This is a genomic window from Streptomyces sp. NPDC058000, from assembly GCF_042886435.1.
GTDB lineage: Bacteria > Actinomycetota > Actinomycetes > Streptomycetales > Streptomycetaceae > Streptomyces.
Genome location: NZ_JBHVQS010000048.1, coordinates 33,987 through 48,195, shown reverse-complemented (window position 1 = coordinate 48,195; position 14,209 = coordinate 33,987). Strand labels below are relative to the sequence as shown.

The following is a 14,209-nucleotide window of genomic DNA, read 5'->3' as shown; positions in this document are numbered from 1 at the left end:
ATTACGGTAGTCGGCTTCTGGCTGGTCGGCGCGCTTGCGACGACGACCGGGCATGACGCCTGGTCGAACGGCACGCCCTCACCAACAGGGCGTCAATGCCGGCCAGTCTCGTTGGCCCGGTTGGCGCGTACCAGCCCATTTGGATGATGCGGGGCCGCTGCCGCGGGTGATGGGTGGAGCCCATCCGGGGGGGCTGGGAGGGCTACTGGTCGGGTTGCCAGCCCAGTTGGACCAGGGATGTGCCGCGTTTGCGGGTGATGTAGTGGGCGCGGCCTGGCGGCATGGGGCGGGGGCGGACGTTGGCGAGGACGTCGCCCTCGTTGGGGTCGCCGGAGAGGATGAGGGCCTGGGCGCCGAGTTCGGTGAGCCGTTGGAGGACGGGTTCGTAGAGGGCTCGGGAGATGCCGGCGGTGGTGCGGGTGAGGATGAAGTGGATGCCGGTGTCGCGGGCGTAGGGGAGTTTGTCGGTCAGTGCGGCCAGGGGGTTGTTGGTGCTGGTGGCGACGAGGTCGTAGTCGTCGATGAGGACGAAGAAGCGGGGGCCGGTCCACCAGCTGCGGTCGCGGAGTTGTTGGGGGGTGACGTCGGAGGTCGGTCGCCGGCGTTCCATGAGGCCGGCGAGGGCGTTCATGTGGATGTCGAGGGCGTCGTCGGTGGGGGCGTATTCGAGGAGGTGGGTGGCGGGGATGGCGTCGAGGAGGGTGCGGCGGTAGTCGCCGACGACGATTTTGGCTTCGTCGGAGGTGTAGCGTTCGGCGATTTTGTGGGCGATGTGGCGGAGGGCGGCGGTCTTGCCGGATTCGCTTTCGCCGATGACCAGGAGGAAGGGGTCGGTTTCGAAGTCGGCGTAGACGGGTTCGAGGTTGGTTTCGTCGAGGCCCAGGGCGATGCCGCGGTGGGGGAAGTCCGAGCCCTTGGGGAGGTGGGCGGCGGGGACAGTGAGGGGGAGGAGACGGACGGCGGGGGCGGAGGGGCCGGACCAGCTTTCCGCGACTGTACGGACGAAGTCGGCGGTGGAGTCGGCGAGTTCTGCGGTGGCGCCCGGCTTTCCCGTATGGGGAAGGGCGGTCATGAAGTGGAGTTTGTTGGGGGTTTGGCCGCGGCCGGGGACGCCGGGTGGGACGTTGGCGGCGGTCTTGCGGTCGAACTCGGAGTCCATGGGGTCGGTCAGGCGTAGTTCCAGGCGGCCCAGGATCTGGTCCTTGAGGGCGGCGCGGACTTCGAGGTGGCGCGAGGCGGTGAGGATGACGTGGATGCCGAAGCCGAGGCCGCGGGAGGCGAGGTCGGTGACGACCGGCTCCAGCAGTTCGTATTCGTCCTTGAAGGGGCCCCAGCCGTCGATGACGAGGAAGACGTCGCCCCACGGCTGGTCGGGGAGGTCGCCTTCGGCGCGGCGTCGGCGGTACGTGGCGATGGTGTCGATGCCATGCGCGCGGAAGTACTCCTCGCGGCGGGCCAGGATGCCGGCGACCTCGGCGACGGCGCGGCGGATGCGTTCGGGGTCCAGGCGCGAGGCGATGGAGCCGACGTGCGGGAGGCCGGAGATGGAGCTCAGCGCCCCGCCGCCGAAGTCGAGTCCGTAGAACTGGACTTCGCGGGGGGTGTGGGTGAGGGCGAAGGCACCGATGAGGGTGCGCAGGAGCGTGGATTTGCCGGACTGGGGGCCGCCGACAACGAGGAGGTGGCCGGTGGCGCCGGAGAAGTCGTGGTGGAGGAAGTCGCGGCGCTGCTCGAAGGGCTTGTCGACCAGGCCGAAGGGGACGGTGAGGCGACCGGCGGAGGGGTAGTCGGCGGCGTGCAGGCCGCGGTCCGGGGTGGTGGTCAGGGCCGGGAGGAGTTGGTCGAGGGTGGGGGCGGTGTCCAGGGGCGGGAGCCAGACCCGGTGGGCGGGCGGTCCCTGGCCGTCCAGGCGGCGGACGATGACGTCCAAGACGGTGTCGGCCAAGGCGTCGTCGGGCTGTGCGGCGGCTTCGGGGAGGGGCTGCGCAGCCGGGGTGGTGCTGGTGACGGGGACGGGCGTGGCGGTGAAGAGGGCGGCGCGCTGCTGGATGGGGAGTGCGCCGTGGTCCGTGTGGCTGTTGGCTGAGCGGTAGGGGCCCGAGACGTACGCGGCTTTGAAGCGGGTCATCTCGTCCGTGCCGGTCTTGAGGTAGCCGGAGCCGGGGACGGCGGGGAGGTGGTAGGCGTCGGGGACGCCGAGGGCGACGCGGGATTCGGCGGCGGAGAAGGTGCGCAGGCCGATGCGGTAGGAGAGGTAGGTGTCCAGGCCGCGCAGCCGGCCCTCCTCCAGGCGCTGGGAGGCGAGGAGGAGGTGGACGCCGAGGGACCGGCCGATACGGCCGATCTGGATGAACATCTCGATGAAGTCGGGCTTGGCGGTGAGCAGTTCGCTGAACTCGTCGATGACCAGGACGAGGGACGGCAGCGGGTCGAGGGGGTGGCCGGCGGCCCGGGCCTTTTCGTAGTCGTGGATGCCTGCGAAGTTGCCGGCCTGGCGCAGCAGCTCCTGGCGGCGCTGGAGTTCGCCGCGGATGGAGTCGCCCATGCGGTCGACGAGGGAAAGGTCGTCGGCGAGGTTGGTGATGACGGCGGCGACGTGCGGGAGGGCGGACATGCCGGCGAAGGTGGCGCCGCCCTTGAAGTCGGCGAGGATGAAGTTGAGGGTTTCGGAGGAGTGGGTGACCGAGAGGCCCAGGACGAGGGTGCGCAGGAGCTCGGACTTGCCGGAGCCGGTGGCGCCGACGCACAGGCCGTGCGGACCCATACCGTTCTGGGCGGCCTCCTTGAGGTCGAGCATGACGGGTTGGCCGGATTCGTCGATGCCGATCGGGACGCGCAGGCGTTCGGCCTGAGAGCGGGGGCGCCAGGTGCCGACGGCGTCGACCTGGGCGGGGTCGCCGAGGTCGAGGAGGTCGGTGAAGTCCAGGTTGGCCAGGAGGGGTTCGTCCTCGTCCGTGCCGTCCACGTACAGGGGCGCGAGCTGTCGGGCGAGGGTGTCGGCGCGTTCCAGGGAGAGCAGGTCGGGGGTGCCGTCGTAGGCGGAGACGGCGGATTCCAGACGTAGGCGGGTGGGGTGGGACGTTACCGACAGGCCGCCGCGGGGTTCATCGAGCTCGCCGGAGACGATCTCGATGACGGTGACGCCCTGGAGGCCCTCGGGGGCGGCAAGAGCGGAGTCCGGGGGGACCATGCCGCCGTCCAGGACGATGACGAGATGGGGCTGGTCGAGGAGGGGCGGGGCGTCCCTGCTGAAGCGGGGGCGGTCGGCGAGGTGGCCGGCCAGGAGGGTTTCGAGTTCGGTGACGCCGTCGGTGAACAGGCGTCGGGTGCCGGCGCCGTCGGCCGAGCCGGGCAGTTGGGCGTGCGGCAGCCATTTCGTCCACTCCCAGCGCCCGACGGCGCCGGGTGCCACCACCACGGCGACGAGGAGGTCGGCGGGGGAGTGCAGGGCGACGAGTTGGCCGATCAGGGAGCGGGCCGTGCCCTGGGCGCAGGCCGGGTCGCCGGAGACTGTGAGGTGGTAGAAGGCGCGCAGGGAGACCGCGATCGGCATGTTGTGCAGCGAACCGTGGGAGACGAGGAACCGCTGCATGATGCCGGCGGTGAGGGGTTCGAGTTCGTCGACGGGGGCGGTGTCGGGGGCGACGATCGGGGTGGCCAGCTGCTGGGTGCCCAGGCCGATGCGGGCCTGTCCGAAGTCGGCGTCGCCGATGCGGCGCTCCCACACGCGGCTGCCCTCGGCAACGATGGACCACAGCTGGTCGGGGGCAGGGTGGAGGTAGTGCTGGGCGTTGCGCTGGGCGGTGGCCGTACGTCGGATCCGGCGGCGGGTCTGCGCCAGGTACTTGAGGTAGTCCCGGCGGCTCTGCGCCATCTCGCCCTGGGTGCCTCTGCGGTAGCGGACGATCTGGGCGATGACCATGCCGATCGTCGAGACGAGCATCAGCGCGCCCATGATGCGCATGAAAGGAGGCATGCCCGGCATGAAGAAGAAGACCACCGACGAGCCCATACCGATCATCGGCAGGAGCTGCATCAGCACGCCCTCCTGCTGGCCGCGCGGCAGCTCAGGCGGGGCCTGAAGGTGCAGCTCGTCCGTGGCGGGGCCGGGCGGAAGCGCTCGCGGTGGGCGCTTGACAACGATCTGGCTCACCGAGCATCAATCCCTCGACATGGAGGGAAGTTCCGTCCCGATCGCCCCCTGGCGACGGCGCCCCCCGCGTCAGGCGATCCTACTGCCGACTAATGTGACGAGTGGGGAAGGGCCTCACGGCGCGGTGACGCAAAGCTGCGGTGGCTACCACGGTGCGGTGGCACGATGGCGCCCCGGCATGGGCCGCGTACGGAGCTACCGCGGCGATGAACAAGTAGACCGGGCGGCCGCCTGACCGAGTGGCCGGATGAACAGGTGAGCAGGGGGCAGAGCTGAACACGGTGAGCATGAGTACGGGGACCGGCTTCCGCAGGGTCGCGGTGGTCGCCCCCGACAGTCGTATCGACGTGGCACTGCCCGAGAACATCCCGGTCTCCGACATCTATCCGGAGATCCTGCGCCTGACCGGCCAGCGACAGCCCCCGGGCGCGCCGACCGGCTACTACCTTTTCCGTGCCGACGGCAGCGCGCTCGACAGCGTCCGCACACTCGCCGACCAGCGCGTCGTCGACGGCGAGATGCTGCACTTGCGAACCTTCTCTCAGTCGCTCCCACCGGCGGTCTTCGACGATGTCTCCGATGCGGTGGCCGCCGCCGTCACCCGCGACCGCCGTCTGTGGAACGACGGCCTGCTGCGCGGGACGGGTCTGGTCGGGGTCGGGGTGCTGCTCGCCCTCCTTGCCCTCGTGCTGTGGTTCGCCGACCCGGTACGGCACGACATGCACAGCCTGCCGGGCGTGATCGCCGGCACGGCCGGAGTGCTGTTGGCCGCTTTCGCGGGGGTCCGGGCCCGGGTCTACGGGGACCAGCCGTCCGCCGTCGCACTCGGCCTGGGTGTGTTGCCGATGATGCTGTGCGCGGGTTCGGGGATCGTCGGTCCGGATGCCGGTCAGGGGGCCGGGCGGTTGCAGTTCCTGCTGGGCTGTGTTGCCGTGCTCGTCGTCTCCGTCGCTCTGGTCGTGGTGTCGCCGTCCGGTGATGCGCCGTTCATCGCTGCCACGTTCGCCGCGGCCGTCGGCGCCCTCGCCGCCTTCCTCGCCATCATCAGCGAGGCGACGGCTGCTCAGGCCGCAGCCGTCTGCGCGCCCACGGTCATCGGCCTCATGGCCTTTCTTCCGGGGCTGGCCACGCGCCTGGCCCGGCTCCCCGTCGGATACGTCACCCCGCGCAGCCTGAGCCAGGAGCGGGAAGCGGGGGCAGAACTGAGGGGCGGTGAGGAGCCTGTCGGCCTGGACCCCGTCGACGAGGAACGCGTCGCCGCCCAGGCCCGCCGCGGCCACGAGCTGCTACTCGGGCTGCTCGGCGGCTGTTGCGCGGTCCTCATCGGCGCAGCGGGCGTGCTCGGCTTCACCCACTCCGCATGGGCACAGCTCCTCGCCCTCGCCACCGGCCTGGCGACGCTGCTGCGCGCCCGGCTCTTCCGCTACACCGCTCAGGTCGCCTGCGCGGTCGTCGCCGGCCTGACCGAGCTTTCGCTCCTCGTACTGGGCGTGGCCTTTAACCCACCCACCGGGATGCTGAACGACTTCCTCACGGGCGACCGCACCCCGTTGGACCTGCGTACGCTGTGGCTGGCGCTTGTGGTCATCGGCGCGGTGGCGCTGGTGACGACGGTCGCGCTGACTGTGCCGAAGAAGGGGTTGACGCCGTTCTGGGGGCGGGTGCTCGATCTCGCCGACGGATTCCTGCTGCTGTCTCTGATGCCGTTGTGCCTGGCGGTCCTGGACCTGTACAGCCAGGCGCGGAGCATGACCAGCGGCTGAAAAGACTGAGGGGCACGAACCCCGAGAGCACGCAGAACGGGACGGCTGCGGAAGGGCCGCAGCGGAGACAGGGGGAAGCGCAGCGTCATGGCATCACGGCGGGACGAGCTCAACGGCTACACCTTCGCCAAGAAACGGCTAGTGGCGGCCTTTTTGCAGCCGTCCCCGGACCGTACGGACGAAGGCGCCCCGAGCCCGCTGCGCGCGGTCCTTCCCGGCCTGGTCATCGCCGCCCTGATCCTGGCCGGATGCGGCGCCTGGGGCATGTTCCGTCCCAAGGCCCCCAAGGGCTGGGACACCCCCGGCGGACACGTCATCCTGGGTAGCAAATCAGCCACCTTGTACGTGGTGCTGGAGACCGGCGGCAAGAAGCAGCTGCATCCCGTCCTCAACATGGCCTCCGCCCGACTACTCCTCAAACCCGACCGGTTCGACGTCCTCAAGGTCGACGAGAGCGAGCTGGACACCGGGAAACTCCCGCATGGTCCGACCCTGGGTATCCCGTACGCCCCCGACCGCCTTCCGGAGGCGGCCGAGGCGGCGAAGAGCAAGCGCTGGGCGGTCTGCGAACAACCCGGTGGCAACGGCAAGTCCGTACAGAAGGCCACCTTCCTCTTCGCCGACCGCGACGCGGACAAGGTGGAGGGGCCGGGTCGGCTGCACGGCGGTCAGACCCTCTACGTCCAAGAGGCCAGGGGATCAGGGGATTCCGACGGGGCCCGCTACCTGATCGACCCGAAGGGCGCCAAGTACCTCATCGACGGCGGCAGTGACACGGAACTGCTGCTGCGCGCCCTGGTGGGCAGCCGGCAGCCCCAGCAGGTCACCAAGGACTGGCTCGCTACCTTCCACGACGGCACACCGATCGCCTTCCCCACCCTGCCCGGGACGGTCGCCCAACCCGCCAACGTCAAGGGACTCGGCGCACGCGAAAACCGCATCGGCATGGTTCTGCGCGCGACAACCGGCGAAGGCATCCAGCACTATGTCGTGCTCCAGGGCAAGGTCGTACCCGTCTCCGAATTCGTGGCCAAGCTGCTCCTGTTCTCCCGGCAGACGGCCCCGCTGGAGCAGCACAACCGCCCCACCGAGGTGGACGCGCAGTCCTTCACGCCGCAGGCGCAGCAGCTGTTCGCCGAGAAGCAGTGGCCGCAGGGAGTCGCCGAGCAGGTCAACACCGCCACGGCGCAGGGCGGCCGGGGCACGGTCTGCAGTGTGCTGCGCGCGGTGTCGAAGACCGGCAGTACGGAGCTGAGTACCTGGGCCGGAGCGGATTTTCCCCAGCAGATCGCCAACGGCGGTACCAGCGCATACGTCACCCCGGGAACCGGCCTGTTCTACAAGCAGATCCAGCCAGGAGACGCCGGCTCCGGGGCGCACTTCCTCGTCACGGACACCGGTCTGCGCTACGGCGTTCAGACGAACAACGACAGCAGCGCCACACAAACCGGCGCCGGCGCCGGAACCGCAGGCACAGCCAAGGAGGAGCACTCCGGCGAGCGCCCGCAGGAGTCCAATCGGGCGCAGGTCCTCCTCGGTTACAAGGACATCAAACCGGTGCTGGTGCCGACGAACTGGTCGCAGTTCCTGCCGATGGGGCCCCGGCTGGATGCGAACGCTGCCCGCCAGCCCCAGGGCTCCTGAGGAACGAGGAGACGCAGTGAGGAGGAGAACACGAGCCGCATGGGCCGCGGCCACCCTGCTCATGGCCCCGATCGGGACCGTTGCGCCCATGGCTCCAGCCGCAGTCGCCCACGCCTCGGACGGAGAGGGCGTGACTCCGGTCCCGCTGGGGAACGGCGTCTGCACCTTCCCCATGAAGCAACAGATCAAGGAACGCCCCTGGGCCCTGCAACGCATCGTCTTCGACCGGCTGTGGCAGGACACCAAGGGCCGGGACGCGCACGGCCGCCCGGTACGCGTCGCCGTCATCGACACCGGCGTCGACAACACCAACCCGCAGCTGACCGAGGCGGTTGACGCCAAGCACGGCTGGGACTTCCTGTACAACACCAAGGACGGCGGGAACGACGCGGCAGGGGATCCGAAGGCGCCGACGGACGGCACGTACGACCCGGTGGGCCACGGCACCAAGGTCGCCGGCATCATCGCCGCCCGCCCACATGCGGGCACCGGCTTCGTCGGACTCGCCCCCGAAGCCACCATCATCCCCATCCGTCAGAACGACGAGAAGGGCAGCGGCAACGCCGCCACCCTGGCCCAAGCCATCCGCAAGGCCATCGCCGCCGACGCGGACGTCATCAACATCTCCCAGGACACCACCAAGCCGCTGACCCCCAACTCCGACCTTGCGGCCGCCGTCCAGGAAGCCCGGCACAACAACAACATCGTCGTCGTCGCCTCGGCAGGCAACGACGGCCTCGACGGTCGGCTCAAGGACACCTATCCGGCCTCGTACGACGGGGTGTTGGCCGTCGCCTCCTCCGACCGCAACAACGAACGTGCCCCCTTCTCCCAGAGCGGCGACTTCATCGGAGTGGCCGCCCCCGGCGTGGACATGGTCTCCACAGTGCCCAAGGGCGGCCAGTGCGTGGACAACGGCACCAGCTTCTCCGCCCCCTACGTCGCCGGAGTCGCCGCCCTCCTGAAGGCCAAACACCCGGACTGGAAGGAGCACCAGGTCGTCGCCCAGATCGAGCAGACCGCCGAACGCACCGTCAACGGCCAGGACCCCTTCGTGGGCTGGGGCGTAGTGGATCCGGTGGGCGCCCTCACCGAGGACGCCCACCCCATCGACCGCCCGAGCGCGAACAGTGGTCTGGCCAAAGCCACGCGGCCGGACCCCACCACCTGGCCCGACGGCGAGAGCTCGCAGGAGCGGATGGAGCGGTATGCGACGTACGGGCTGGGGGCGGGCGGCGTCGCGGTCGCGGTCATTGCGGGCGCGGCGATCGTCTGGCGGGACGCGCGCAAGCGGGGCGTACGCTCGCGTGCGCCGCACGTCAATGAGTAGCCGTACTCACTCTCCTGGGGCCGTGGCCCGTGAATCAGGCGGCGCCAACGACTACGCTTCTGGCACATTAGGAGAAAGAGCTCCCCGAACGCGTGAACGCAAGACGCACGGTCGTTGTCAGAGGTGATGGATAAAGTGGCTCCTGACGTTGGTGACTTACGCGTAGCAGTATCCGGGGGGAAGAGCGCCATGCGAGCCGACGAGACCACGGGCATGCAGGTGAACGGGGCAGCCCCACAAGGCAAGAGCGTCGATCTGGGCGTTGACCCCGAGCAGCTGAGGAAGCTCAAGGATCGGGTGGAAGACCTGCTGGCGCGCTTGAAGGACTCGAACGCGGGTCCGGCGACGCTCAGCCACCGCAGGATTACCCCTGCCTCCTTCGGCCAGGGCTTCGCCGAGGCGCAGAGCCTGGCTACCGCGTACGAGAAGGTGCTGTCCCAACTGGAGGCATTTTCCAAGGCATTCGGCGACCAGATCGAGACGCTGAGCATCGGCACCCGGGTTGCTGAACATGGATACGAAGCCATAGATGCGGACGTGAAGAACCGTCTGGCGGCGATCCAGCGCCGCACTCAGGAGCTGCACCAGTCACCACAGCCGGTGCAGCGGTCCACCGATGCCGCAGGCTCTCCCGCCGTCGGCATGGGCGAGGGGCAGTCCGCGGGCGCCGACGGCATCTGACACGAGGGGGGAAGAAGAGAGGATGGCGGGGAACTCCGGCTCGTCCGGCAGCAGCAACTTCGAGAACGCAACGCACCAGGCCCTGTACAACATGGTGGCCGGCGCCGACCACATGAAGATCTCGTACACGGGCGCCAGCCTGGTCCAGGCGGGCAAGGAGATCGAGCAGATCGCCACGGAACTCAAGGCACTTGCCGAAGGAGTGCCGTGGGAGGGCGAGGGCGCCCTTGCCTTCCGTGAGTGGAGCAACGGCACCATCAAGGAAAGCCACAAGCTGGCCCGCTTCACCTCAACCACCGGCAACGCCCTCTCGGACGCCGGGTCGGCGTTGTGGGAGGCGAAGACGATGCCCGAGCCGAACCAGCACAACGCCGTTCATCTGGACAGCGCGGCAACGCCTACGGCGCGCGGCGCGACGGGCGCTCCCCTGATGACGGACCCGGACCGCGAAGCGGCGGTGACGGCGATGAATCGGCTGGCCTCGTACTACCGCACGGCCCAGGAGAACATCGAGAGCCAGGAGCCGCCTAACTTCCAGCCCGCATCGGGGTTCGTGCCGGATCCGCCGCGTATGGAGGAGGGGATCAGCAAGCGCTACACATTCCTCGACCAGCCGGGCGGTAGTGGAGCCGGGAATGGCGCAGGTGGCGTAGGTGCCGCTTCTTCAACGGGGAGCCGCGGCAGTGAGCAGCATGCAGAAGGAGTCTCCCGCTCGACTGTCGGCGGCGCGCAGCATGACCCGCAGGTCGGTACGACTGTCGACTCCACTGCGCCCGTTGTCGTGCCCGATACAACATCGCCGCAGGGAGGCGGCAGCCTCGCCACTCCCGAGCACTCCGGCATTCCCTCCAGTCCCATCCCATCCGGTCTGCCAAAGATCCCTGGGGCAACTAACGCTCCCCCAGAGGGTGGAGGCACGACACGGACCCCGCAGCCGGGTACCGCCCGCACGGGCGTGGCGCAGGAACGCCCCCGCAGTGCCATGGAAGACGATGTTCCCGGCGCAACTGCTCAGCGGGGCGGCACCGCATCTGGACGTCTCCGATTGCCGGGAGGGACAGTCATAGGTGAGGAACGCGGGGTGATCCCGCCCAGACCGGTCGGCACCGACGGGAACCCTCCTGTCGCCGGAGGCGGGGCGAATGGCGGTGGCGTGGGCCGTTCTGGACAACGTCTGGCCCCTCCTCGCGGGGAAGCGGTCAGCGCACCCCGTGGGGCGGTTATGGGAGAGGACCGCGGCGCCATGGCGGGTGGCGTCACGGGTGGAGGCCATCCGGGAAGCGCCAGCAATGGTGTGAGCCGGGGCGCTCCTGGGCGTCGTTGGGCGTACGAGCCCGGTGGCACCGTTGGTGCGGCATCCGGTGGACCGGTGGTGGGGGGGCCGCAGCGCCAGAGGAGGCACGAATCCGCGATGGGCACCGGCGGCGCAGGAAGCGTTGCCGAGGGAGCCGCCTCCGGCACGCCGTCGGCAACGAGCCGCGGTTCTGCGCCTGACCCGGTAGGGGCGAGCGGAAGAGCACAGGCACCGCATGGTCAGTCAGGAGAATTCACGCCTGGTGGATCCGGTCTGACGCGGGGCAACGCCTCTGATGGTGTCCACCCTGTGACGGGGGCCCCGTTGTCCTCCCGGGGGAGGCGTGGCTCCGCCGGCCGGCCGGACTATCTCCAGGAGGACGACGAGACATGGGTGGTACAGGACCGATCGGTCGTACCTCCGGTGATCGAATAGGCCGGCGTGAACGTGCAACGACCAGGACAGCAGGGAGGACTCCGCACCGTGAATCGGGCAGCAGTTCGCATGCGGTGGGATCGAATCCGGCTGGCAGTGTCCGTCTGCTTCTTGGCCCTGTGCCTGGGCTTGCTGGCGCCAACTGCTGCTGCGGTGGACATGAGATCGCGTCAGTGGCATCTGGACGCGATGAAGGCCGAGCACATGTGGCAGGTCAGCACGGGCGAGGGAGTCACGGTTGCTGTGATCGACAGCGGTGTCGACAGTTCCGTACCCGAACTGCGCGGCCAATTGTTGCCGGGCAGAGACTTCTCAGGCAAAGGACAGGGCGTAGACCACGACGATGAGGGCCATGGCACGAGCATGGCGTTGATTATCGCTGGCAGGCGGAACGGAGCCGGTCCTTGGGGGTTGGCGCCGGGATCGAAGGTCCTTCCCCTCAAGTCCGGAGGGGCGTACGGGATCGCCAACATGGCGAAAGCCATCCGCTACGCGGCGGACCAGGGTGCGAAGGTCATCAACATCTCCCGTGCTGTACGTGCCGTTAAAGAAGCGAAGACTGAGCTGCAACCGGCGATTGACTATGCAAACAAGAAAGGAAGCCTGATCTTTGCGGGCACGGGTAATGATGGGGACAATGGCAACGCGCCTGTCTACCCAGCAAGCCTACCTGGGGCTGTCGGAATTGGCGCAGTGGACAAGTCCCTGAAAGTAGCCACGTTCTCAACCTATGGGCCGCAGGTAGCGCTAGCGGCTCCCGGGGTTGGTATTCTCACTCGCTGCACTACGGAACTCCGGTACTGCATCGAGGATGGAACCAGTGATGCCACTGCCATCGCTTCAGCCTCGGCGGCATTGATCTGGTCCGTACATCCCACGTGGACCAACAATCAGGTTCTGCGCGTCCTGATGGAGACTGCTGGCAAGCCGGAGGACGGCAAGGTACCGAGTAAGTACCTCGGTTACGGGATTGTCCGCCCGCGCAAGGTACTGCTTGACAAAGAGGGCGACCCCGGGCCGGCCGATGTCAACCCGCTGCTGTCGGCACGCAGTACCGCCTCACCTTCCAAGTCGCCGTCAGCACCAAACGATGACAACGCCGGTCGGACGCAGAATCAATCCAGCCAGGCGAAGAATAGTGACTCCAACGTGTGGCCGATCATCGTCGCTGCCGGGGCGGTGGCCGGGGCGGCGATTGTCGGTGGGCTGGTGATCGCTCGTCGTCGTAGAGTCAAGCTCAAAAGTTAGGAAGGGAGATCGCGGCTCAAGTCGCGCGACTAAGGTGACCAGAGGTCAGGCAGCCCTCGTTGGGGCGGCCGTAACGTGAAGTCGAGAACTGAGGGATTTGTTCGACTTCAACACTTATTCATGGGGGAAGGTGGATCATGGCAGGGAACACCGCACTTACCTATGCGGAGATTGAAAAGCTCAAGAGCGAGATCCAGAGCGGCAGCCAGTCGATGTCGGCGCAGCTGCGGACGCTGGTGAACGCCATCGCGGCGGTCGAGACCGCGTGGACGGGCCAGGGCGCGAGCGCCTTCCGGCAGGCTCAGAACGCGCTTAATGAGGATCATGCCGCGCTGCGCCGGATGCTCGACGGCATCAACGACGCCGTCGCCCGCACCAGCGTCACCAGCGACGCTAATGACGCCGAGGTGCTGTCCAGCTTCCGGGGCATCGACGTCAACGGCGGTGCGGCCGGCGGACACCTGGACCCCAGCGCTGCCAGCGGCATCAGCAACTACTAGACCCTGCCGTAGGGCTGGGGCATCGACTCCCCAGCGGGCGCATCACGACCACCGAGTAGCAACTCCGAGAAGTGGGGGAGAATATGGCCGGCGACCAGAACCTTCGGGTTACCTATGGCGCTCTGGAGCAGACCGCCGCCGACATCGAGCGGGCCGCAAAGGAACTGCAGGCCGAGCTGGACAAGATCTGGGGCGCGGTCAAGCGCGTCTCCGAGTCCTGGGAGGGCGAGGCGCACCAGGCGTTCCAGGCCGCGGAGCGGCAGTGGAACGCTCGCGCGAGCCACATCCAGAGCACGCTGCACGAGGTGTCCGCCAAGATCCGCACGGGCAGCGCCGACTACCGGGCGACGGACCGCAAGGCGGCGGGCTTTTTCCACTAGCCAGCCGACGGACAGCGCAACCACGGGGTGAGCGCCCCTGTCGTGGGCGCTCACCCCACACCTTTCTCCCGACCACGTGAGCCACGCCAGCCGATGGAGGCAAGTTGGGCTGTGTCGCGATGGGGTGTGACAGTGGGGTCAATGTGTAATAGGGCGTCCAGCGGCGCTCGCCGGGGTCCCCAAAGTGTCGTACGGAGAAAGGTCGTGGCCGTTATGCGATCAGTACTCGTCTACGGTTTTCCCTGCGGGTACTTGAAAACATTCCGAGGTTAGATCCACGTAAATCAGCGCCTCGGGGGCTCCGGGGTTGTGTCGCTTGGTCCTGTCGAGTAGTCGGATACTGACAGAAGACTTCTTCTCGAGAGAGTCGGCGGTCAGCTCAAGAGTCTTACTGGGGCTTGTGTCTGGTCCGTAACTGGTGACTTTCCACCCCTTCTTGGGGAGTTGCTCATTGAGGCGCCCCATGGCTTTCTTCATGTCCTCGACTGGAACATCCATCAAAGACCAAGGATGGTGGATCGAGTAGAACTTGTCCGCGGGTTTGTCTCCGCATGCGGCAACTCCCGGGCCAGGTTTGCTGGTCTTCCCTTGAAGGTTGATGATGGAAAGGATTTCACTGGAAGTCCGTCGTGCCTCTTCTTTTGCAGTGGAAACCTCTCGAATTTCTGGCGCGTGGTCAGAACCGTTATTGGGGTCTTTCATTTCTGAGCATCCAGTCAACGCGGCGGCTACTGCCATGGTTAGCGCGGCGAAGGAGTGTCTCGCACGCTTGATTCGGGCT

Annotated in this window: 9 protein-coding genes; 7 read left to right on the top strand and 2 right to left on the bottom strand. The window is 68.0% G+C overall.

Annotation, left to right across the window (positions count from 1 at the left end):
- Positions 1–202 precede the first annotated feature (202 nt).
- Positions 203–4,153 (bottom strand): type VII secretion protein EccCa, encoded by a 3,951-nt coding sequence (gene eccCa, locus ACFVT2_RS32530; protein WP_390023758.1) that lies wholly within the window; start codon positions 4,151–4,153, stop codon positions 203–205.
- A 287-nt stretch (positions 4,154–4,440) separates the two neighbouring features.
- Here eccCa and eccD point away from each other — a divergent pair, with 287 nt between their 5' ends.
- The 7 genes from eccD to ACFVT2_RS32495 all read left to right on the top strand — a co-directional run bounded on the left by eccD (position 4,441) and on the right by ACFVT2_RS32495 (position 13,428).
- Entirely contained in the window at positions 4,441–5,916 is a 1,476-nt protein-coding gene (gene eccD / locus ACFVT2_RS32525; RefSeq protein ID WP_390023756.1) for a type VII secretion integral membrane protein EccD, read from the top strand.
- A gap of 87 nt (positions 5,917–6,003) precedes the next feature.
- Entirely contained in the window at positions 6,004–7,560 is a 1,557-nt protein-coding gene (eccB, locus tag ACFVT2_RS32520) for a type VII secretion protein EccB (RefSeq protein WP_390023754.1), read from the top strand.
- A gap of 88 nt (positions 7,561–7,648) precedes the next feature.
- Entirely contained in the window at positions 7,649–8,890 is a 1,242-nt protein-coding gene (gene mycP, locus ACFVT2_RS32515; protein WP_390023752.1) for a type VII secretion-associated serine protease mycosin, read from the top strand.
- Positions 8,891–9,079: 189 nt separating this feature from the next.
- Positions 9,080–9,571 (top strand): hypothetical protein, encoded by a 492-nt coding sequence (locus ACFVT2_RS32510; protein WP_390023750.1) that lies wholly within the window; start codon positions 9,080–9,082, stop codon positions 9,569–9,571.
- Between the two features lie 1,777 nt (positions 9,572–11,348).
- Positions 11,349–12,548 carry a S8 family serine peptidase gene (locus tag ACFVT2_RS32505; protein ID WP_390023748.1) on the top strand — a complete coding sequence of 400 codons (1,200 nt, stop codon included), beginning with the start codon at positions 11,349–11,351 and terminating at the stop codon, positions 12,546–12,548.
- A 137-nt stretch (positions 12,549–12,685) separates the two neighbouring features.
- Positions 12,686–13,048: a WXG100 family type VII secretion target gene (locus tag ACFVT2_RS32500; protein WP_390023747.1), complete on the top strand. Its 363-nt coding sequence runs from the start codon at positions 12,686–12,688 to the stop codon at positions 13,046–13,048.
- 83 nt (positions 13,049–13,131) lie between these two features.
- Positions 13,132–13,428 (top strand): WXG100 family type VII secretion target, encoded by a 297-nt coding sequence (locus tag ACFVT2_RS32495; RefSeq protein WP_390023745.1) that lies wholly within the window; start codon positions 13,132–13,134, stop codon positions 13,426–13,428.
- 219 nt (positions 13,429–13,647) lie between these two features.
- Here the strand turns inward: ACFVT2_RS32495 and ACFVT2_RS32490 are convergent, their stop codons facing one another.
- Positions 13,648–14,130, bottom strand: coding sequence for a hypothetical protein (locus ACFVT2_RS32490; RefSeq protein ID WP_390023743.1), 483 nt, complete (start codon positions 14,128–14,130; stop codon positions 13,648–13,650).
- Positions 14,131–14,209: the final 79 nt, after the last annotated feature.

What these genes read in the sequence shown, in the direction of transcription:
- eccD (WP_390023756.1), top strand. Translation starts at nt 4,441, where the DNA reads ATGAGTACGGGGACCGGCTTCCGCAGGGTCGCGGTGGTCGCCCCCGAC.
- eccB (WP_390023754.1), top strand. Translation starts at nt 6,004, where the DNA reads ATGGCATCACGGCGGGACGAGCTCAACGGCTACACCTTCGCCAAGAAA.
- mycP (WP_390023752.1), top strand. Translation starts at nt 7,649, where the DNA reads ATGGCTCCAGCCGCAGTCGCCCACGCCTCGGACGGAGAGGGCGTGACT.
- ACFVT2_RS32510 (WP_390023750.1), top strand. Translation starts at nt 9,080, where the DNA reads ATGCGAGCCGACGAGACCACGGGCATGCAGGTGAACGGGGCAGCCCCA.
- ACFVT2_RS32500 (WP_390023747.1), top strand. Translation starts at nt 12,686, where the DNA reads ATGGCAGGGAACACCGCACTTACCTATGCGGAGATTGAAAAGCTCAAG.
- ACFVT2_RS32495 (WP_390023745.1), top strand. Translation starts at nt 13,132, where the DNA reads ATGGCCGGCGACCAGAACCTTCGGGTTACCTATGGCGCTCTGGAGCAG.
- ACFVT2_RS32490 (WP_390023743.1), bottom strand. Translation starts at nt 14,130, where the DNA reads ATGAAAGACCCCAATAACGGTTCTGACCACGCGCCAGAAATTCGAGAG.